General features: G+C 53.9%; 21 protein-coding genes. 7 read left to right on the plus strand and 14 right to left on the minus strand.

Annotation, left to right across the window (positions count from 1 at the left end):
• The first annotated feature begins 72 nt into the window (after positions 1–72).
• Complete coding sequence (locus tag RTN40_RS02345) at positions 73–312, plus strand: YebV family protein (protein ID WP_312209342.1); 240 nt, start codon at positions 73–75, stop codon at positions 310–312.
• A gap of 101 nt (positions 313–413) precedes the next feature.
• A complete protein-coding gene (locus tag RTN40_RS02350) occupies positions 414–605 on the plus strand; it encodes a YebW family protein (RefSeq protein WP_268107648.1) in 192 nt (63 codons plus the stop codon).
• Positions 606–799: 194 nt separating this feature from the next.
• On the opposite strand, the gene RTN40_RS02355 is transcribed toward RTN40_RS02350, so the two are convergent.
• The 4 genes from RTN40_RS02355 to yobA all read right to left on the minus strand — a co-directional run bounded on the left by RTN40_RS02355 (position 800) and on the right by yobA (position 4,484).
• On the minus strand, positions 800–1,822 hold the full coding sequence (locus RTN40_RS02355) for an acyltransferase (RefSeq protein ID WP_312227027.1): 1,023 nt from the start codon (positions 1,820–1,822) through the stop codon (positions 800–802).
• A 1,068-nt stretch (positions 1,823–2,890) separates the two neighbouring features.
• Positions 2,891–3,229, minus strand: a complete 339-nt coding sequence (locus RTN40_RS02360) for a YebY family protein (protein WP_312227028.1) — start codon at positions 3,227–3,229, stop codon at positions 2,891–2,893.
• A gap of 15 nt (positions 3,230–3,244) precedes the next feature.
• Positions 3,245–4,108 carry a copper homeostasis membrane protein CopD gene (gene copD, locus RTN40_RS02365; RefSeq protein WP_312227029.1) on the minus strand — a complete coding sequence of 288 codons (864 nt, stop codon included), beginning with the start codon at positions 4,106–4,108 and terminating at the stop codon, positions 3,245–3,247.
• Between the two features lies 1 nt (position 4,109).
• The gene (gene yobA, locus RTN40_RS02370; RefSeq protein ID WP_312227207.1) at positions 4,110–4,484 is read right to left on the minus strand and encodes a CopC domain-containing protein YobA; all 375 of its coding nucleotides are present in this window, start codon (positions 4,482–4,484) and stop codon (positions 4,110–4,112) included.
• 134 nt (positions 4,485–4,618) lie between these two features.
• Here yobA and RTN40_RS02375 point away from each other — a divergent pair, with 134 nt between their 5' ends.
• Positions 4,619–4,849, plus strand: a complete 231-nt coding sequence (locus RTN40_RS02375; RefSeq protein WP_312227030.1) for a DNA polymerase III subunit theta — start codon at positions 4,619–4,621, stop codon at positions 4,847–4,849.
• Between the two features lie 23 nt (positions 4,850–4,872).
• Entirely contained in the window at positions 4,873–5,535 is a 663-nt protein-coding gene (gene exoX, locus RTN40_RS02380; protein ID WP_312227031.1) for an exodeoxyribonuclease X, read from the plus strand.
• Here the strand turns inward: exoX and ptrB are convergent.
• From ptrB to RTN40_RS02400, 4 genes are all read right to left on the minus strand, one after another.
• Positions 5,532–7,589 (minus strand): oligopeptidase B, encoded by a 2,058-nt coding sequence (gene ptrB, locus RTN40_RS02385; RefSeq protein WP_312227032.1) that lies wholly within the window; start codon positions 7,587–7,589, stop codon positions 5,532–5,534. The genes exoX and ptrB overlap by 4 nt on opposite strands.
• Positions 7,590–7,673: 84 nt before the next feature.
• Entirely contained in the window at positions 7,674–8,333 is a 660-nt protein-coding gene (locus RTN40_RS02390; RefSeq protein ID WP_312227033.1) for a tellurite resistance TerB family protein, read from the minus strand.
• Positions 8,334–8,428: 95 nt separating this feature from the next.
• Complete coding sequence (yebF, locus tag RTN40_RS02395) at positions 8,429–8,776, minus strand: protein YebF (protein ID WP_312227034.1); 348 nt, start codon at positions 8,774–8,776, stop codon at positions 8,429–8,431.
• Positions 8,777–8,841: 65 nt separating this feature from the next.
• Entirely contained in the window at positions 8,842–9,150 is a 309-nt protein-coding gene (locus RTN40_RS02400; protein WP_312227035.1) for a YebG family protein, read from the minus strand.
• 130 nt (positions 9,151–9,280) lie between these two features.
• On the opposite strand from RTN40_RS02400, the gene purT reads away from it, so the two are divergent.
• Positions 9,281–10,459, plus strand: a complete 1,179-nt coding sequence (gene purT, locus RTN40_RS02405) for a formate-dependent phosphoribosylglycinamide formyltransferase (protein WP_312227036.1) — start codon at positions 9,281–9,283, stop codon at positions 10,457–10,459.
• Between the two features lie 44 nt (positions 10,460–10,503).
• Here purT and kdgA read toward each other — a convergent pair whose 3' ends face one another.
• From kdgA to zwf, 3 genes are all read right to left on the minus strand, one after another.
• On the minus strand, positions 10,504–11,145 hold the full coding sequence (gene kdgA / locus RTN40_RS02410; RefSeq protein ID WP_312227037.1) for a bifunctional 4-hydroxy-2-oxoglutarate aldolase/2-dehydro-3-deoxy-phosphogluconate aldolase: 642 nt from the start codon (positions 11,143–11,145) through the stop codon (positions 10,504–10,506).
• A gap of 39 nt (positions 11,146–11,184) precedes the next feature.
• Positions 11,185–12,996, minus strand: a complete 1,812-nt coding sequence (edd, locus tag RTN40_RS02415; RefSeq protein ID WP_312227038.1) for a phosphogluconate dehydratase — start codon at positions 12,994–12,996, stop codon at positions 11,185–11,187.
• A 255-nt stretch (positions 12,997–13,251) separates the two neighbouring features.
• Positions 13,252–14,727 carry a glucose-6-phosphate dehydrogenase gene (zwf, locus tag RTN40_RS02420; RefSeq protein ID WP_312209322.1) on the minus strand — a complete coding sequence of 492 codons (1,476 nt, stop codon included), beginning with the start codon at positions 14,725–14,727 and terminating at the stop codon, positions 13,252–13,254.
• A gap of 345 nt (positions 14,728–15,072) precedes the next feature.
• Between zwf and RTN40_RS02425 the strand changes: the two genes are divergently transcribed.
• Positions 15,073–15,942, plus strand: a complete 870-nt coding sequence (locus RTN40_RS02425) for a MurR/RpiR family transcriptional regulator (RefSeq protein ID WP_312210100.1) — start codon at positions 15,073–15,075, stop codon at positions 15,940–15,942.
• A 126-nt stretch (positions 15,943–16,068) separates the two neighbouring features.
• Positions 16,069–17,511, plus strand: coding sequence for a pyruvate kinase (gene pyk / locus RTN40_RS02430; protein WP_312227039.1), 1,443 nt, complete (start codon positions 16,069–16,071; stop codon positions 17,509–17,511).
• 55 nt (positions 17,512–17,566) lie between these two features.
• On the opposite strand, the gene lpxM is transcribed toward pyk, so the two are convergent.
• The 3 genes from lpxM to znuA form a co-directional block, all read right to left on the minus strand.
• Entirely contained in the window at positions 17,567–18,538 is a 972-nt protein-coding gene (gene lpxM, locus RTN40_RS02435; RefSeq protein WP_312227040.1) for a lauroyl-Kdo(2)-lipid IV(A) myristoyltransferase, read from the minus strand.
• 146 nt (positions 18,539–18,684) lie between these two features.
• A complete protein-coding gene (gene mepM, locus RTN40_RS02440; RefSeq protein WP_312227041.1) occupies positions 18,685–20,010 on the minus strand; it encodes a murein DD-endopeptidase MepM in 1,326 nt (441 codons plus the stop codon).
• 15 nt (positions 20,011–20,025) lie between these two features.
• Positions 20,026–20,970, minus strand: coding sequence for a zinc ABC transporter substrate-binding protein ZnuA (gene znuA / locus RTN40_RS02445; RefSeq protein WP_312227042.1), 945 nt, complete (start codon positions 20,968–20,970; stop codon positions 20,026–20,028).
• Between the last annotated feature and the right edge of the window lie 51 nt (positions 20,971–21,021).

Below are 21,021 nucleotides of genomic sequence, written 5' to 3' on the forward strand. Positions count from 1 at the left end.
ATGTTGTACCAGGCTGAAAAATGGGGTGACTTTACTGGTCGTACCACATTATGCAGATAAATGGAGAGCATTATGACGAAAACCAGCGTGCGCATTGGCCAATTTGAAATTGATGATGCTGAGCTGCAGGGCGAGCAGCCAGGAGAACGAACATTACGCATTCCATGCAGCTCCGATCCCGATCTATGTATGCAGCTTGATGCCTGGGACGCCGACACCAGTATTCCGGCGCTTCTTAACGGTGAACAATCCGTGCTTTATCGTGAGCATTACGATCAACAGACTGATACCTGGATTATGCGCCTCGGCTGATCCATTGAACCCGCCGCCCGGCGGGTTATTTACTCCTGGAATTTCCTCTCTTTACCTTCTTCCCCTACACTTAAGCTAAGCGGTACGGAAGTGAGGATGGAATGGTCGCGCTGGTTCTTTTTATCTGCTACCTGGACGGTGGCTGTGATGACATTGTTATTGACGTGTACAATACCGAACAGCAGTGCCTGGTCTCTATGGAGGAGCAGCGGATCCGCCACGGCGGCTGCTATCCGGTAGAGGATTTCATCGACGGCTTCTGGCGTCCGGCTCAGGAGTTTAGTGATTTTTAACTCCCCCGAATTTTAACAAAAAACGCTGGACGCCCGGCGGGATGGATATGGTACGGTTAACTTATGAAGTAAATGTAAGCCGACTAGCGCAGGGCGAAAGAGGGCAGCCCAGATATATTGATGCAGCCCCCTTCACTCCGAACTGCGCATCCGTACTATGAATATCAAAGGGGCTGCATTACCGTGGAAGTATTTTACCGATTCCCTTCTGAATTTTTTAGCACGAGCGTTTTAGGCTTGAAAAGGAACGAAATGGGCCTTACTTCCTTTACAATAAGGGCAATTACCACGCATAAAACAATTGTTACTATCATCTGAAGAAGTTGTGTATAGAATGGATCGGTTACAGTAATGACATCTTTTATCAAAGTATAGACAGGGATATGCAAAATAAGTATATATAAGCTATTTTGTGCACACAGGGATAATGCCTTGGATATAGCAGTATTATCCAACGTACTCGCCAGGGAGATGATAAACAATACGCCACTCACGGAAGTCGCATAGGTGGCAAAAAAATTATTGTACTCTTTGATAGCTAGGTCAAGGTGTAAATATTCATTAGGCAGCATAAGACGCATCGCAATAAAAAACAAACCAAACAATAAGATATTCTTTTTATTTTCAATATTGAAATTGATGTGCTTTATCGCCATTCCCGTGAGTAAATAGGTCACTGCGTACAATGAAATATTCATATGAAAAGGAAGGCGAAAACCCAGATAACTGTCGTTATAGTTAAAAACGACAAGCGCAAACCAGCATAGCAGCACGACAGACAACCGCTTTGTTTTTAAATTTGATACAATTATTTTACAGAACAGATACGAAACGGGAAGGTTTACAATAAACCATGCTGGATAGAATGTCACAGTACCGCTACCAACGCTATAAGAATACCCCAATAGCAAATCATAGATCTCTTGAAGCGATGTACTATGGCCAGCCACTAGCAGCACTAACATCATGCAAAATGCCAGTGAGACATAAGGCTTATATATACCATCGATTTTTTTCAGCAGAAAACCGGGGCGGTCTATCGAGTTATACATTAAATATCCAGATATAATGTAAAACCCTGGCATTTTGAAAATTAAAAACCAGTCATGGTTTATATGTGATACAAAAACATCGTTAATCAATCCAATATGCGATAATGGCATCAAGACAATAAAAAAGCCCTTAGCCGTATCCAGACTACACAAGCGCGAGCGCATCAACAATTTCCTTACATTGGAATTTATGGCTAACAACAGCCTCAGAAAATATAAAAAAAGACATAAAACACGCTATATTTTTATGAAAATTTTTTTATATTTTTTGAATTACTTCATTCAAGCACTAAAACGCCTATCCCTCAAAGAAGGGTGACATCAACTAATTTTGTAAATGAGAAGCTTTCTTATATGATGGCTGGCTGTGTAAACCACATCCTTGTTAAGCTCATAATCTGTACGAGATAAGAACTGCGCTCAAAGGATTTTTTATTACGCATCGGCAATCAGACACAAAGACCTATTAAACTGCTAATGTAAGTTAAATTCCTTGATGTAAATCACAGAACAGGTATGAAGGTGAAATCATTGGGTATAAGAGAATCAACAACAGAAATGCTGGGAATAAGATAAAGGATCTTCCCCATTTTCTGGCTACCGCTTTAAGGCTATGCATTAACCCATGTTGCCTGGCCCCCTCAGGGTAAGTTAGGCCTAACTGCCTTCTGTTATAATGGTTGGCTTACAAGTCAGGGCAATCATCATCTCGATCTAACACATTGTCCTGAAGAAGTTATTGGTCGCTGCAGGTATCACACCCCTTCACAGTTTATCTTTACTCGTCAGTTCGGCGATGCAGAAGGAAGCTGGAGAGGATGTTACGCAGCGGCTGCCAGGTCATAAAAATTTATAATTGCCCTAAAAATACCTGGACGCCCGTGGGGCTGAGTATGTTATGGTTTAGACCGGATACAGAAAATTCGAGAGATTTTCAGGGAGTTTAGTGGGGAGACTAAAAAACCTTTAGTATTCAAAGATATAAAAAAAGACCGAATACGATTCCTGTATTCGGTCCAGGGAAATGGCTCTTGGGAGAGAGCCGTGCGCTAAAAGTTGGCATTAATGCAGGCTAAATACGCCTGGCACTTTAAGAATAGATGACAGCGCCAGCTTTTCCAGTCCACAACATCGGTGGCAGGAAAAAAAGGGTGATTGTCACGGCCGTAAACAAAAAAACCGCAACGCTTCATCAGTGAAGCCTGCGGTTTTTTGTTATGAATCAAGCTGTAATTAGCAGAGCTTTTCAGCACGCTCAATAAACGGAGCCAGGCTCATCTTTTCTCCTGGATTTGCTGGATCGTCAATCTGGATAATGGAAATAGGCTGGCCGCTGTTTTCCCCGCTAGCTACCTGCTGCTGCGCCGCGTCGTTGAGCGGATACTGCACCAAAGTGCTGGGGTTGATAGCAAACAGCGCGTGGCCGGGACGACAGGTAAGCATCACCTCTTCGCGGTTAAAGGCCCATTTATCTTTACCCACATCTAAGCGGCTTACGGTGATCACCTGTGGCGCAGCCAGCGCACTGGCTGAACAGGCTAATAACAGAAGAGTGAGAATACTTTTTTTCATTTTTTCGCCAGTTATTCAAAAAGGTTCAAGTGTCGCAAACAGGCTGACCGTTGCCAGCACCACGATGCCGAGAACCACTTCAGCTTGCGTCATCCGAATAAAAACAGCGCGCGACTGTGCTTCATGTATACGAAAACGTGGCACCAGCACATAGCGGTTTATCAGGGCAATGGCCACCATCAGCAGCACCAGCGCGCATTTTACCAGCAGCAGACGGCCATATAAACTCTGCCAGGGCAGCGCCACCCCCTGGATAAAAAGTGCGTTAATGATACCGGATATCAGCACTCCCGCGACGGCCAGATGCCCGTAACGGGAAAAACGCATTAGACTGCCGATCGCCTGCACTCGATGGTGCGCATTTACCAGCCGCATACAATACAGCACCGGCAGCAGGCCGCCAAACCAGGCGGCGGCACAGAGCAGATGCACGGCGTAGTTAATCCGGGCAAAAAGCCCCATCACCCCGTCATGCATCGCCGCATGGCCGGTGTTCGCCAGCAGCAGCAATTGGGCAGTAACCAGCAGCAGCACCCGCCCCTGCTGATGCATGAAACCCAGCAGCAATGTTGCCAGCGCAATAATGATTTGCCATAGCCACACGCTGCCAAACTGGGTTTCACTTACCGCCTGCCAAATATCGGGCTGCCAGACGTCGTGCCAGCCGTTGCCCATCATACCGCCCTGCACGGCAAACATCAGCAGCGCGCAGAAAAACGCCAGCGCAAGGGCACCACGCTGCATGGACCTGAAGCGACGCTGCAGCGTAGCGCGGATCGCCGGATCGGCGAGCCAGTGCGCAAAGGCGGCGCTACCAAATATCAGCATCAAGGCTAGAAAGTGGATAAACCGCAGCCCAACGTAGCAAAACGCGAGCATACTATTTCACGCTGAAACGATAGCTGCCCTGCGTTTTATGCCCATCGACGGAGACAACGTGCCACTCTACGGTATACTGACCGGGTGTGAGAGCCTGTTCGATGGGCGCAATCAGCTGTGTTTTATCGCTATCGTTACGCTTTACTGCCCCGACTTTCACTACCTGCTGCTGCGCTCCGGTAACCTTTACGCCGCTGAATTTAGGCTCAATGCCCTCAGAGAAGTTCAGGGTCAATGCCTGTGGGGCAGCGGTCACGTTGGCGTCGGCGGCCGGATATTGATGCTTGAGGTGGGCGTGGGCGAAAACAACAGGTGATACGGCGAGAGAGGCGGTCAGCATCAGCGCGCGGCAGGTATACTTAGCGTTGAAACCCATCATTCCATTCCTTTTTGTTATGTGTATAGCACAAAGAATAACTCTGTATAATGATCGAGTCGAGTCTGTACCGGTGCGGGCTTGCCTTTCTGCGGCAGGCTTAGTAATTTTGCGCCGTAAAAACGGGAGGATCTATGAAAACGAATCTTGCACAACTGCCTCAGGACGAAATGGACAAAGTCAACGTTGATCTGGCAGCAGCTGGTGTAGCCTTTAAAGAGCGCTACAATATGCCGGTTATCGCAGAGGTGGTTGAGCGCGAACAGCCTGCTCACCTGCGCGACTGGTTTCGCGAGCGGCTGATTGCCCATCGTCTGGCATCCGTGTCGCTCTCACGCCTGCCCTACGAGCCTAAGATCAAATAATCGACCCGGTTTCTGGAGATAAGATGTTACGCGTAATCGATACTGAAACCTGCGGCCTGCAGGGCGGCATCGTTGAAATCGCCTCGGTGGACGTCATTGACGGGCAGATTGTTAACCCAATGAGTCACCTTGTGCGCCCGGATCGCCCTATCAGCCGTCAGGCGATGGCTATCCACCGCATTACCGAAGAGATGGTAGCCGATCAGCCGTGGATCGAAGATATCCTGCCACACTACCTGGGCAGCAGCTGGTACGTTGCGCACAATGCCAGCTTCGATCGTCGCGTGCTGCCGGAAATGCCCGGGGAGTGGATCTGCACCATGAAGCTGGCCCGCCGTCTGTGGCCAGGGATCCAGTACGGCAATATGGCGCTCTACAAGTCGCGTAAGCTGAGCGTGCAGACGCCGCCGGGACTGCATCACCACCGGGCGCTGTATGACTGCTACATCACCGCCGCGCTGCTGATCGATATCATGGACACCTCGGGCTGGACGCCGGACCAGATGGCAACCATTACCGGTCGCCCTGCCTTGATGACAACTTTTACCTTTGGTAAATACCGAGGCAAAGCCGTGTCCGAGATTGCCGACCGCGATCCTGGTTATCTGCGCTGGTTGTATAACAATCTGGAGCGCATGAGTCCTGAACTGCGGCTGACGTTAAAGCACTATCTCGATGAAAACTAACTTTTCTTACCCGGCAGCGTGCCCTGCGCCAGCGCCACTAGAAAAGCATACTCAAGCGCCACACCTTCATAGGATTTAAAGCGGCCTGATTTCCCACCGTGACCCGCATCCATATCCGTACAGAGCAGCAGCAGATTATCGTCGGTTTTCGTAGCCCGCAGCTTCGCCACCCACTTAGCTGGCTCCCAGTACTGCACCTGGGAGTCATGCAGGCCGGTAGTTACCAGCAGGTGCGGATAGGCCTGAGCGGTCACGTTATCGTATGGACTGTAGCTCTTCATGTAGTGATAGTAGGTTTCGTCCTGCGGATTGCCCCACTCTTCAAACTCGCCGGTCGTTAATGGAATAGATTCATCAAGCATGGTGGTGACAACGTCCACAAAGGGCACCTGAGCAATAGCGCCGTGGAACAAACCAGGACGCTCGTTGATTACCGTGCCAATCAGCATCCCGCCCGCACTGCCGCCCATGCCATAACAATAGCGTTTAGAGCCGTAGCCCTGGGCCAGCAGCGCGTCACAAACGTCAATATAGTCGTTAAAGGTGTTTCTCTTTTTAAGGAATTTGCCGTCTTCATACCAGTGCTGGCCCAGCTCGCCGCCGCCGCGAATATGGGCGATAGCAAAGACAAAACCGCGATCCAACAGGCTGAGGCGGCTGCTGCTAAAATCGGCATCAATGCTGCTCCCATAGGATCCATAGCCATACACCAGCAGCGGATTCTGCCCCTTGCGGAAATGTTTTTGGTTATAAACCAGCGAGACCGGAACCTCAACGCCATCCCGCGCCTTGATCCACAGGTGTTCGCTGCGGTACTGGCTGGCGTCAAAGCCATGAACCTCCGTCTGCTTAAGCACCCGTCGCTCACCGGTGTCCATATCCAGCTCAAACAGGGTATCCGGCGTTGTCATCGAGGAGTAGCCGTAGCGCAAGCGGGAGGTTTCCGGCTCGGGGTTATAGGCAAGCCAGGTCACATAGGCCGGATCGTCAAAGGCGATGCCGGTAACCTCGCGGGTTTTACGGTTGATTTGCCGCAGACTGGTCAGGCCACGCTGACGCTCCTCTACCACCAGCCAATCGGTAAACAGCGTGAAGCCCTCCAGCATGATGTGTGGCCTTGGCGGGATCAGCACCTCCCACTGCTTATCGTTACGCACCTTGGTCCGGTAGAGGCCGAAGTTTTTTCCCTCGCGGTTGGAGCGCAGATAGAAGGTGTGCTGATAGTGATCGAGGTTGTACTCATGATCTTTGCGCCGGGGCAAGAACATGATGGGCTGCGCATCCGGCAGTTCAGCATCCAGTAGCAGACACTCGCTGGTCGTGGCGCTGGCCAGATAGATGATCACGTAGTGCTGGGAAGTCGTCTTATGCAGGCTAACGTAGAAAGTTTCATCCTTCTCCTCGTAGACCAACTCGTCCTGGGCAGCAGGCGTACCGATGGTGTGCCGCCATACCTGGTAAGGGAGCAGCGTTTTAGCATGCTTACGCACGTAGTAGAGAGTTTCGGAGTCGTTGATCCAGACGAAATCCGGCGTGACGTTATCCAGCATCTCTGGATACCAGTTGCCTGTATCCAGATTACGAAAGCGCAGACCGTACTGCCGCCGGGAGAGGTAATCCTCTGCCAGCGCCATGATTTTATTATCCGGTGAAACGGCCAGACCGCCCAGAGTATAGAACTCGCTATGGGCGGCGCGCTTGTTGGCATCCAGCAGCACCTGCCACTCGTCCCATTCGCAACTAAGCACCGACTGGCGCTGGTAGATAGCGTACTCGCATCCTGGTTCATAGACGTGCCGGTAGCGGTAGCCATTGCGGGTATAGGGAGCGGAAACTTCGCGCTGGGGAAGACGATCGACAATCTCTTTCAGCAGGCGATCCTGTAACGCCTGCTGAGAGGCCATCATGTCGCGTCCGTAGTCATTCTCCTGGTGCAAATAGTCCAGGACATCCTGATCCGAACGCGTATCGTCGCGCAGCCAATAGTAGTCGTCTGTTCGCGTATCGCCATGCAGAGTCATGACGTGCGGTACTGTTTTTGCTTTTGGTGGCATAGCGTTATCTTTTCAGTTTACACCCTATAAGGGTGGCAAAACCCACGCATGTTGCAAGCGAAACGCGCTACCACCGCGTGTAAGCTAGCCTGGCAGCGCGCTTTTTTGCGCTTTGAGATCTTGTTCAATACCGTCGCGCACGTCCTGGGGTATCTTCAGGGCGTCGCCGAGCGCATTAAGATAGCTGCGCTCCATAAAGTGGTCGATATCGATAGCGGCACAGCTAAGGAAGTACAGCTCCAGAGCCTCCTCCTCGTTACGCACGTCGCGGGCCAACCGCTGGGGATCGAGCGGCTGCTCAATGGCCTGCGCAACCAGCGCTCTGCCCTGCTCTTCAACGCCTGCTTCCCGCATTTGCAGATCAATTGCTTCGCGCTCGCGGGCATCAATGTGACCGTCGCTTTTTGCGGCAAAGACCAGGGCAAGGATCAGACGTTCGGTACGCACGTCCAGCGGCGAGCTTTGCTGACCAAACTGCGGCTCATCCTGATGAGCACTTCGCACGCGATCTTTGTATTTGTTCCACAGCACCGTGCCGGCAACGGCCCCACCGCCAACCAGCAGCGCGCTAGTACCGTACTTCGTAAGAAGCTTACGGGAAGAAGAGTTCGAAACCAGCAGTCCCGCCAGGCCACCTAATGCGCCTGGTACCAGCAGCTTGCTCAGCCCCTGCCCGTCACCCGATGAGGTAGATGCCCCTTTCTGGCCCAGCAGCGACTGTAGTTGATTCATCCAGTTAGTCATAATTCCCCCCGATTATTCTGTGTCAAACCACAGAGTAAGCGAGGGGTTGTCAGGAAATGTCTAAACTGGCTAAAGAAGCGAAAATGCGGCTTTGGTTAGCGATGGGTATAAATGGCCTTGCCGTCCTTGCAGTCCACCGCAACCTGATAGTGTATATCGGTATTTTTACCGCGGACGGTCAACGGAACGGTCCATTTATCGTCCTGGCCGGTAATCTCTTTGACGTTGATCCAGGCAACCGGATCGGCCTGCCCTAGCGTCTCCTGATCGTCAGCCCAGCGCGCTATGCGGTTTTGCTGATAGTCACGCTTGACGCTAGCGGCGATGCCAGAGGCATCCAGCCCTTCGCAGCTGGGAAACTTCACTGATTTACTATTGGCAGCCTGTACGCTAACGCTCCCGGCCAGCAGGGCAAGGCCGAGCAGTAATCCTAATTTGTTCATGCTTATCTCCTGTGCGCATAACCCACACAAAGCATGGTACAAATTACCGGCAGCGCAAGCTGCGGTTAGGCTGCTTTAGTTCGCTTCGGCGTCGGCATGTCCGTAACGGTATCGCCTTTGACCGGGGCCGCATCCGGGTCCGGCAGCTTACCGGAGCGGAAGACTGCGCTAAAGGTCTCTTTTTGCTCAGCCAGCCACAGCGCCATCTGTTCGCGCTGCTCGTCATCAAACGCAACAGGAGCATTTACCAGCACGCCCTCCAGCACTTCGGCCAGATCGAGCATTTTGTCGTAAGCATCGGCTTCCTTTTTGCTGGCAAAAGACATTTTTTCCTCACCTTCGCGGATTACCACGTATTTGACTTCAACCGCCATAATGCAGCCTCATTTACCTGTTTATTTATACAGTATTATAGTAAGCAATATGCAGCGGGATTGCAAGCCGAAAAAAGACACGCAAACGTTTTCGTGTATAATAGTCCGAAATTTTTAAACGGTGAATATTATGACTTTTTTAGGTACGGCGCTGCGTCCTGCAGCCACGCGTGTGATGCTGTTAGGCTCCGGTGAGCTGGGTAAAGAGGTGGCGATTGAGTGTCAGCGTCTGGGCATTGAAGTCATTGCGGTAGACCGTTATGCAGACGCCCCGGCGATGCATGTAGCCCACCGGGCGCATGTCATTAACATGCTGGATGGCGAGGCGTTGAAGACGCTGGTGGCGCAGGAGAAACCGGACTTTATCGTTCCGGAAATAGAAGCTATTGCTACCGATACGCTGCTGGAGCTTGAGGCTCAGGGCCAGCAAGTTGTGCCCTGCGCCCGCGCCGCGAAGCTGACCATGAACCGGGAAGGGATCCGCCGACTGGCTGCTGAGGAGCTAAATCTCCCCACCTCAACCTATCGCTTTGCCGACAGTGAAGCCGCGTTCAAAGAGGCGGTCTCGGCGCTGGGCCTGCCATGCATTATCAAGCCGGTAATGAGCTCTTCTGGCAAAGGCCAAAGCTTTATTCGCAGCGCCGATCAACTGCACGATGCCTGGCAGTACGCTCAGCTCGGTGGGCGCGCCGGGGCGGGACGCGTCATTGTTGAAGGCGTGGTAACGTTTGATTTTGAAATCACCCTTCTGACCGTCAGCGCCGTTGACGGGGTCCACTTCTGCGATCCCATCGGCCATCGCCAGGAGGATGGCGACTACCGTGAGTCCTGGCAGCCGCAGCAGATGAGCGAGCTGGCCCTCTCCCGCGCGCAGGCTATCGCCCGCGACGTGGTGCTGGCGCTCGGAGGTTATGGCCTGTTTGGCGTGGAGCTGTTTGTCTGCGGCGACGAGGTGATCTTTAGCGAAGTGTCACCGCGTCCGCACGATACCGGCATGGTCACGCTGATCTCGCAGGATCTCTCTGAGTTTGCTTTACACGTTCGCGCCTTCCTCGGCCTGCCGATAGGCGGCGTGCGTCAATACGGCCCATCCGCTTCGGCGGTGATCTTGCCGGAACTGAAGAGTGGTAATGTGACCTTTGATAATGTGCAGGCCGCAGTGGGCGCTGGATTACAGCTGCGCCTGTTCGGCAAGCCGGAGATTGACGGTACGCGGCGGTTAGGCGTGGCGTTAGCCACCGGTGAAAGCGTAGAGGACGCGGTGGAGCGGGCGAAAAATGCCGCCGCTAGCGTGGTGGTGAAAGGATAAAAAAACGGGCCGAATGGCCCGTTTTTCTCGCGATATAGTAACAATTACTGCTTCGCACCCTCTACCGCTTCGCGAGCCAGCTGAGTGATGCGATCGTAGTCACCCGCTTCCAGCGCGTCAGCCGGAACCAGCCATGAGCCACCGATGCACAGCACGCTCTTCAGCGCCAGGTAGTCACGATAGTTCGCCGGAGAGATACCGCCGGTCGGGCAGAAACGCACCTGCGAGAATGGACCTGCGATCGCCTGCAGCGCTTTGGTGCCGCCGTTGGCTTCAGCCGGGAAGAATTTAAACTCTTTCAGACCGTAGTCGAGGCCGAGCATGAGCTCAGAAACGGTGCTGATGCCTGGGATCAGCGGGATGGTACCTTCGGTTGCCGCTTTCAGCAGCGGCTCGGTCAGGCCCGGGCTGATAGCAAACTGCGCGCCCGCTTCGGTAACTTCCGCCAGCTGCTGCGGATTCAGTACCGTACCGGCACCAATGATCGCTTCCGGCACTTCTTTCGCAATGGCGCGGATCGCATCCATGGCACAGGCGGTACGCAGAGTGACTTCCAGCACGCGAACGCCGCCGGCTACCAGAGCTTTCGCCATCGGCACGGCGTGTTCCAGTTTGTTCACCACGATAACCGGTACGACAGGACCCGTTTTCAGGATTGCTTCAGCACTCGTTTTCCAGTTTTTCATCAGAATTTATCTCTCGCCCGATCTAAAAAATTTATCAGTTTAAAAAGTGATACAGGTTGCGCCCTGCTCCGCACCGGAGAGTTTTTCACGCAGTGCGCTAAACATTTCGCGGCCAGTACCTACACGCGCGCTACTCAGGTCAGGAATGTGCGGCTGACGTGCAGCAAGCTCGGTTTCATCCACCAGCAGAGTCAGCTCCCCTGTCTGTCCATTCACGCGGATGATATCGCCCTCGCGTACCTTTGCCAGCAACCCGCCGTCATACGCTTCTGGTGTTACATGGATCGCCGACGGTACTTTACCTGATGCGCCGGAGAGCCGTCCATCGGTGACTAATGCGATTTTGAAACGGCGGTCCAATAATACACCAAGTGGCGGCATCAGTTTATGTAATTCTGGCATGCCGTTCGCTTTTGGCCCTTGATGCCGGACAACAACCACGCAGTCACGGTCAAGCAGACCGGCTTCAAAAGCGGGTAACACGTCGTGCTGGCTCTCAAAAATCACCGCTGGCGCCTCAACGACCTGATTCTCTACCGGCACAGCGGAGGTCTTCATGACCGCACGACCGAGGTTACCGCTAAGCACTTTGGTGCCGCCATGATGTGAGAACGGCTTATCAATAGAGGCAATAATATCGCTGTCCAGCGAGGCGCTGGCCCCGTCGCGCCAGGCCAGCTCGCCCTCATTCAGCCATGGCTCAAGGGTGTAGCGTGACAGGCCGTGACCGACCACGGTATTAACGTCTTCATGCAGCAGACCGCCCTTCAGGAGTTCGCGCATCAGCACCGGTACGCCGCCCGCTGCCTGGAAGTGGTTGATATCCGCCGGGCCGTTCGGGTAGAGGCGCGCCATCAGCGGCACCACTTCAGAGAGTTCAGAGAAGTCATCCCAGTTGATGATGATACCCGCAGCGCGCGCCATCGCCACCAGATGCATGGTGTGGTTAGTGGAGCCGCCGGTTGCCAGCAGGGCGACGATGCCATTCACTACAACCTTTTCATCGATCATCTTGCCAAGCGGCATCCACTCGTTGCCATTACCGGTCAGGCGAGTTACCTGACGTGCGGCGGCCACGGTAAGGGCTTCACGCAGCGGCGCATCGGGGTGCACAAATGATGAGCCAGGAAGCTGCATGCCCATAAATTCAATAACCATCTGGTTGGTATTGGCCGTGCCGTAGAAGGTGCAGGTACCCGGCGCATGGTAGGAGGCTGCCTCAGACTCCAGCAGCGCCATGCGGTCCACTTTGCCTTCAGCATAGAGCTGGCGGATCCGTACCTTCTCTTTGTTTGGCAGACCGCTGGCCATCGGTCCTGACGGCACAAACAGCGCCGGCAGATGACCAAACGACAGCGCAGCCATCGCCAGGCCCGGCACAATTTTATCGCAGACGCCAAGGTAGAGCGCACCGTCAAACATATTGTGTGACAGGCCGACTGCGGCAGACATAGCGATCACTTCCCGGCTGAGAAGGGAAAGCTCCATGCCATCCTGACCCTGGGTCACGCCATCGCACATGGCCGGTACGCCGCCGGCAACCTGACCTACGGCGTTAACCGAGTGCAGGGCTTTGCGGATAATGTCAGGGTAGCGTTCATAGGGCTGGTGCGCGGAGAGCATGTCGTTGTAGGAGGTGATGATAGCGACGTTGTTACGCAGCATGCTTTTCAGCGAAGCCTTATCCTCCGGCTGGCAGGCGGCGAAACCGTGGGCCAGGTTACCGCAGGCCAGCGACGAACGGTGGACGGTGCTGCTTTTGGCCTGTTCAATGCGGGCAAGGTAGGCGCTGCGGGTGTCATGAGAACGATCGATAATACGATTTGTTACCCGTAACAATGTCGAGTTCATAAAGGCTCCTGAAAATTATGTGTCCCGGACGACGGCATTGTTGGATACGCAAGCATACCTGAATCACCTTGCTGCCGTGCGCCGGAGGCAAAATCGCTTCAGCCAGTGTAATAAAAAAAGCGTCAGGGGTGAATCCAGGGAAGTGCAAAAGAGTAAAAATTGTGCAGGAATCTGAGTTAGATCATGTTACCGGTAAAATAAGCGCGCTATAAATAAAAAACGGCCCCGCAGGGCCGTCTGAAAATGGTGAATGAATTATTCAAATTCGTTCCAGGAACGACCGTCGCGGGTGATCATTGCCACCGACGCTACTGGTCCCCAGGTACCGGCCTGATAAGGCTTCGGTGATTCGTTATCCATCGCCCAAGCTTCGGTAATGGAGTCAACCCACTTCCACGCCTCTTCTACCTCGTCGCGGCGCACAAACAACGCCTGGATGCCGCGCATGGTCTCCAGCAGCAGTCGCTCGTAGGCATCGGCCAGATGGCTTTCGTTAAAGGTTTCGGAATAGCTCAGATCGAGCTTGGTGGTTTGCAGGTTGTGCTTGTGATCCAGGCCCGGGACTTTGTTGAGGATCTGGATATCCACGCCTTCGTCCGGCTGTAGGCGGATGGTGAGCTTGTTCTGGGGCAGATCCTGCCAGGACTCCTTAAACAGGTTCAGCGGCGGAGTCTTAAAGTAGACCACGACCTCAGAGCATTTGGTTGGCAGACGCTTGCCGGTACGCAGGTAGAACGGCACGTCAGCCCAGCGCCAGTCATCGATATCTACACGAATGGCCACGAAGGTTTCGGTGTTGCTGGTTTTGTTCGCGCCCTCTTCTTCCAGATAGCCCGGTACTTTTTTGCCCTGGGCAAAGCCGGCGGTGTACTGGCCGCGTACGGTTTTTTCACGCACGTTTGAGCGGTCAATACGGCGCAGGGATTTCAGCACCTTCACTTTCGCATCACGAATGCTGTCCGCAGAGAGATCCGACGGTGGCGACATGGCAATCATGCAGAGAACCTGGAGCAGATGGTTCTGGATCATATCGCGCATCTGTCCGGCCTGGTCGAAATAACCCCAGCGGCCTTCGATGCCCACCTCTTCCGCCACGGTGATCTCCACGTGGTCGATGGTGCGGTTGTCCCAGTTGTTGACGAACAGGGAGTTAGCAAAGCGCAGCGCCAGCAGGTTCAGCACCGTCTCTTTACCCAGGTAGTGGTCAATACGGTAGACCTGGCACTCTTCAAAGTACTCGCCCACCTGGTCATTGATTTCACGGGAGGTGTCGAGAGAGGTACCCAGCGGCTTCTCCATCACCACGCGCGCTGGCTTGGCGTTGAGTTTTGCCTCACCCAGGCCTTTGCAGATGGCACCAAAGGTGCTCGGCGGCATGGCGAAGTAGTTGATGGTGACGCGATTCTTCTGATCGAGCATCTCACCGAGGCGGGTAAACGCGGAGGTATCGTTGACGTCAAGATTACAGAAATCGAGGCGTCCGCTCAGCGTATCCCAGAGGCTTTCATCGATTTTCTCTTTCATGAAGGTCTCGAGCGCTTCACGCACGATTTCGGTGTACTTCTCTTTATCCCAGTCCGCACGCCCTACCCCAAGAATACGCGTCTCCGGGTGGATCTGGCCTGCTTTTTCTAATTGGTACAGGGAAGGCAGCAATTTCCGGCGTGCAAGATCGCCTTTCGCGCCGAAAATGACCAGGTCACATGCCTGGGCTGTTTGCGTTACCGCCATGTCATTCTCCTCAGTTGGCAGCCCTGGTACTTTCGCCAGGGCATAGCTGTAATTTTATTACACTGCACTGTACTGCTTTTACGTAAAACCCGAAACCGTTACCGCTTATCCTCCCGTGCGTTTTCGCTCAGGCGGCTAAAAATTGGGTTAATCGCCCTGAAAAGTCAGGGAATTTGTCCGGAATCGAGTAGCTAAAATCCGACTCTGATCATGTAATGAAAAAAAACAACAAAATTTCCCGTGGTTCTTTACCTTTCCGACTCTCACAAGGGTAATATCGACTGAAACGCAGCACAATTTCATCCGTTATTGAAATTGATTTTAGCCATGGGCACTCCGTTAATAATGAACATGCTGGAAAAAATTCAGTCTCAGCTGGAACACCTTAGCAAATCCGAACGAAAAGTGGCGGAAGTCATCCTCTCCTCTCCGGACCAGGCCATCCACTCAAGCATTGCCGCTCTGGCGCAGGAGGCAGGCGTTAGCGAACCCACGGTTAACCGCTTCTGCCGCAGCATGGAAACCCGCGGCTTCCCCGATTTTAAGCTGCATCTGGCCCAAACCCTGGCTAACGGTACGCCCTATGTTAATCGCAATGTCGATGAAGATGACAGCGTTGAGGCCTATACCGGTAAAATTTTTGAGTCGGCGATGGCCAGTCTGGATCATGTTCGCCAGTCGCTGGACATGCCCGCCGTTAATCGCGCTGTGGACCTGCTTACTCAAGCGAAGAAGATTGCCTTCTTTGGCCTTGGCTCCTCGGCGGCGGTTGCCCACGACGCCATGAACAAATTCTTCCGCTTCAACGTGCCGGTCGTCTACACCGATGATATTGTCCTGCAGCGTATGAGCTGCATGAACTGTAACGAAGATGACGTGGTGGTGCTCATCTCGCACACTGGGCGAACGAAAAGCCTGGTAGAGCTGGCGCAGCTGGCCCGCGAAAGCGATGCAATGGTGATTGCCATCACCTCTGCGGGGACGCCGCTGGCCCGTGAAGCGACGCTTGCCATCACCCTGGACGTGCCGGAAGATACCGACATCTATATGCCCATGGTCTCGCGCCTGGCCCAGCTAACGGTCATCGACGTACTGGCGACGGGTTTTACCCTGCGCCGGGGAGCAAAATTCAGAGATAACTTGAAGCGAGTCAAGGAAGCGCTTAAAGAATCGCGTTTTGATAAGGAGCTCCTGACCGGGAGCGATAAACATTAAAATTTTATAACAGCGTTGTAATTCATTACGGCATTCGGTTAAGTTTTTGATTTGCCAAATCGGCGCCCAGAACTGCCGAATTCATATTCACGCAACACCTGGTTGTTTCAGTCAACGGAGTAATACATGTCCAGAAGGCTTCGCAGAACTAAAATCGTTACCACCTTGGGTCCAGCTACCGACCGCGATAATAACCTTGAAAAGATCATCGCTGCTGGCGCAAACGTGGTACGTATGAACTTCTCCCACGGCACGCCAGAAGATCACAAGCTGCGTGCAGACAAAGTGCGCGAGATTGCGGCAAAACTGGGACGTCATGTGGCTATTCTCGGGGACTTACAGGGTCCCAAAATTCGCGTTTCAACCTTCAAAGAGGGAAAAGTATTCCTCAACGTTGGCGACAGGTTCCTGCTGGATGCCAACCTCGGTAAAGGTGAAGGCGACAAAGAGCGCGTCGGCATCGACTATAAAGGCCTGCCCGCTGACGTTGTCCCTGGCGACATCCTGCTGCTCGACGACGGTCGCGTTCAGCTGAAGGTCATTGAAGTTCAGGGTATGAAGGTGTTTACCGAAGTAACCGTTGGCGGCCCGCTGTCGAACAATAAAGGCATTAACAAGCTGGGGGGTGGTCTCTCCGCCGAGGCGCTGACCGACAAAGACAAGGCCGACATCATCACCGCTGCACAGATTGGCGTTGACTATCTGGCCGTCTCCTTCCCGCGCTGCGGGGAAGACCTGAACTATGCGCGTCGCCTGGCGCGCGATGCGGGCTGTGATGCAAAAATCGTCGCCAAGGTTGAGCGTGCGGAAGCCGTGTGCGACCAGGACGCGATGGATGACGTGATCCTCGCTTCTGACGTGGTAATGGTTGCCCGTGGCGACCTCGGCGTAGAGATTGGCGACCCTGAGCTGGTGGGTATTCAGAAGGCACTGATCCGCCGCGCACGTCAGCTTAACCGTTCCGTGATCACCGCCACCCAGATGATGGAGTCGATGATCACTAACCCGATGCCGACCCGTGCCGAAGTGATGGACGTAGCAAACGCCGTCCTGGACGGCACCGATGCTGTGATGCTCTCTGCTGAGACGGCTGCCGGTCAGTATCCGGCGGAGACCGTGGCCGCGATGGCCCGCGTCTGCCTGGGCGCCGAGAAGATCCCCAGCATCAACGTCTCCAAGCACCGCCTCGATATCCAGTTCGATAACGTGGAAGAGGCCATTGCGATGTCGGCGATGTATGCGGCAAACCACCTCAAGGGCGTTACCGCTATCATCACCATGACCGAATCGGGCCGCACCGCGCTGATGACCTCGCGTATCAGCTCCGGCCTGCCGATCTTCGCTATGTCACGCCATGAGCGCACGTTGAATCTTACCGCGCTCTATCGCGGCGTCACCCCGGTCTACTTCGACAGCAATAACGACGGCGTGGTCGCGGCTCATGATGCGGTTACCCTGCTGCGCGACAAAGGCTATCTGGTCTCTGGCGATCTGGTTATCGTCACCCAGGGCGACGTGATGGGCACCATTGGCACTACCAACACGACCCGTATTCTGACAGTAGAATAAGCTTCACGTGAGCCAATAAAAAACCTCTCATCAGTGAGAGGTTTTTTTTCGCCTGCTATTTTTTGGGAAACAGATCCTTACGCTTGTACGGCTCCGGCTCGCCTGGCTTGCGCGTCTTAAGCAGCTTCAGGATCCAGGTGTACTGCTCCGGGTGCGGGCCAACAAAGACTTCGACCTCTTCATTCATGCGTCTGGCGAGCGTGTTATCGTCGGCCTCCAGCAGATCGTCCATTGGCGGCCTGACCAGGATGGTCAGACGATGGGTTTTGTCGTCATAGACTGGAAACAGCGGAACAACCCGGGCGCGGCAGACCTTCATCAGGCGGCCAATGGCGGGCAACGTGGCCTTATAGGTAGCAAAGAAGTCTACAAATTCACTCTGCTCCGGGCCGTGGTCCTGGTCGGGCAGGTAATATCCCCAGTAGCCCTGACGCACGGAGTGAATAAAGGGTTTAATCCCATCGTTACGCGCATGCAGGCGTCCACCAAAACGGCGACGCACCGTATTCCAGACGTAATCGAGTACCTTGTTACCCTGGTTATGAAACATGGCAGCCATCTTTTGGCCCCGGGAGGCCATCAGCATCGCCGGGATATCCACGCCCCAGCCGTGCGGCACCAGGAAGATCACGTTCTCACCGTTGCGCTGCATCTCGTCGATAATCTCTCTGCCCTGCCAGTTCACGCGCCCATCGATTTTATCCGGGCCGCGAATCGCCAGCTCGGCCATCAGCACCATCGACTGCGGGGCGGTCGCGAACATCTCGTCAACGATCGCTTCCCGCTCGGCGATGCTCTTCTCCGGAAAGCAGTAGAGCAGGTTAATCTGCGCCCGGCGGCGGGCGCTTTTACCCAGCCGGCCACCGAGACGCCCAAGCTTGCCCAGTAGCGGATCGCGTACCGAGGCAGGTACCAACGAAACGCCAGCCAGCGCGAGAACCCCCAACCATGCCCCCCAGTAGCGCGGCAGAAGGAACTCCTTTTCAAACTGGGGAATGTATTCACTGTTATTTTTTTTCGTTTCCATGCATCTTCCGGGAGCCGACAGACTCGGGTCAGAGAAATAATCAGGTATCAGTTAACGTGATAGTTTAGCGAGACGTATAGCTTCACACAAAAGAAAAAGCCGGTGCGCATGGGCAACCGGCTTTAATAGCTATCGTGCTGGGCAAACTAGTCGAAGCGCAGCTGCGGCGTCACCTCTTTCACCTGCGCCAGATAGTCGCGGCGATCGCTGCCGGTCAGCCCTTCGGTACGCGGCAGCTTGGCCGTTAACGGGTTGACCGCCTGCTTATTGATCCACACTTCATAGTGCAGGTGCGGGCCGGTTGAACGGCCGGTATTACCCGAGAGCGCGATACGGTCGCCTCGCTTCACTTTCTGGCCATCTTTCACGAGCAGCTTACGCAGGTGCATATAGCGCGTGGTGTAGGTACGACCGTGACGGATCGCCACATAATAGCCCGCCCCTCCGCTACGCTTGGCCGTGACGACTTCGCCATCGCCCACTGCCAGCACCGGCGTACCCTGCGGCATGGCAAAATCGACGCCTTTATGCGGAGCAACACGGCCTGTCACCGGGTTCAGACGGCGCGGGTTAAAGTTTGACGATACGCGGAACTGCTTGGACGTGGGGAAACGCATAAAGCCTTTCGCCAGCCCGGTACCGTTACGATCGTAGAATTTGCCATCTTCAGCGCGAATAGCGTAGTAGTCTTTCCCATCCGAACGCAGACGCACCCCGAGCAGCTGGCTCTGCTCGCGCTTGCCGTCGAGCATCTCCCGGGACATCAGTACCGAGAACTCATCGCCTTTTTTCAGCTTGCGGAAGTCCATCTGCCACTGCATGGCTTTGATCACTGAACTAATTTCCCCGCTGTTCAGACCGGCATCTTTGGCGCTGGCAACGAAGCTACCGCCTACCGTGCCTTTCAGCGTGGTATTAACCCAGTCACCCTGCTGAACTTCACTGCTCATTTTAAACCCGCCGCTCTCCGTGCGGTCATAGGTGCGAGTTTCACGGCGCGACATCTCCCATGTCAGGCGCTGCAGATCGCCATCAGGGGTGAGGGTCCAGGAAATTTGCTGGCCGATCTTCAAATTACGCAGCTCTTTATCGGTGCTGGCGAGTTGGGTAACGTCGCCCATATCCATGCCGTACTGGGTCAGAATGCTGCTGAGCGTATCCCCGGTTGAGACAACGTACTCATGCACGCCCGCCTCGTTACCGGTTTTATCATCCAGCTCATCCTGAGGGATCTCTTCGACTTCATCGGGCATTGTCTGATCGATAGGCTCACTGGCTTCCGGCAGCAGCGAACGGATCTCGCTCCTCTCCAGCTCAATGGCTTTTACAATCGGGGCGGAATCGGGGTGGTAGACGTAGGGCCGCCAGACGGCGACCGCTAATGTGAGAACAGTAAGCGACCCCAGCAACACGCGATGGGGTCGGGGCAAATTGTTAAATGCCAGGGCGACAGAGCGGGCTATCTGTTGCACGTATTCACTTCCTCGTTAATCTCCTTTCAGACAGCTCGCATACTGGTTTGAGAGTTGTTTCAAAAACTGCGCGTAGCTGGTTTTACTCAGCGCAATATTGGTGCCCAGAGGATCTAACGTCCCCATACGCACGGATGTCCCTCTCGCAACAGATTCTACGACCGCTGGCCTGAACTGTGGCTCAGCAAAAACGCAGGTTGCTTTTTGCTCAACTAACTGTGTTCTGATTTCATGTAAACGCTGCGCACCGGGCTGAATTTCAGGGTTGACGGTGAAATGGCCGAGCGGCGTCAGACCATAGTGTTTTTCGTAATAGCCATAGGCGTCATGAAAAACGAAATACCCTTTCCCCTTCACGGGTGCGAGCTCAGTGCCGACCTGCTTATCGGTCTCAGCCAATTGTGCCTCGAAATCGCGCAGGTTGGCGTCAAGCTTGGCTCGACTTTGCGGCATAACTTCCACTAATTTTTGATGGATTGCAACCGCTGCCAGGCGCGCTACCTCAGGTGACAGCCAAATGTGCATGTTGTAGTCGCCATGATGGTGATGTTCGTCACCGTTTTCTCCGTGGTGGTCATGACCCTCATGCTCATCCTCGTCATGATCGCTGCCTTTCATCAGCAGCGGTTTTACGTCAGGTAGCTCACCGATCGCCAGCTGTTTCTGCGCTGGAAGCTGCTGGGTTGACTTCTGCATGAAGGCTTCCATGTCGGGTCCAACCCAAACCACTAAGTCCGCGCTTTTTAAGCGTTTTACATCAGACGGGCGCAATGAGTAATCATGCTCAGAGGCACCGTCCGGCAGTAGTACTTCTGTCTCAGTCACGCCGTCGGTAATCGCGGCCGTAATAAAGCCTAAGGGCTTAAGCGAAGCGACAACGGCAGCGTTAGCGGGGGCCATCGTGAGACCCATCAGAGCGGTGGAAATTGCAGCGCAAAGAAGCGTATTTTTATGTAACATAATGCGACTAACCATCGTAACAAGTGGGTGGAATGTGATATTATAACATTC

It is taken from the genome of Pseudescherichia sp., assembly GCF_031987975.1.
GTDB lineage: Bacteria > Pseudomonadota > Gammaproteobacteria > Enterobacterales > Enterobacteriaceae > Pseudescherichia.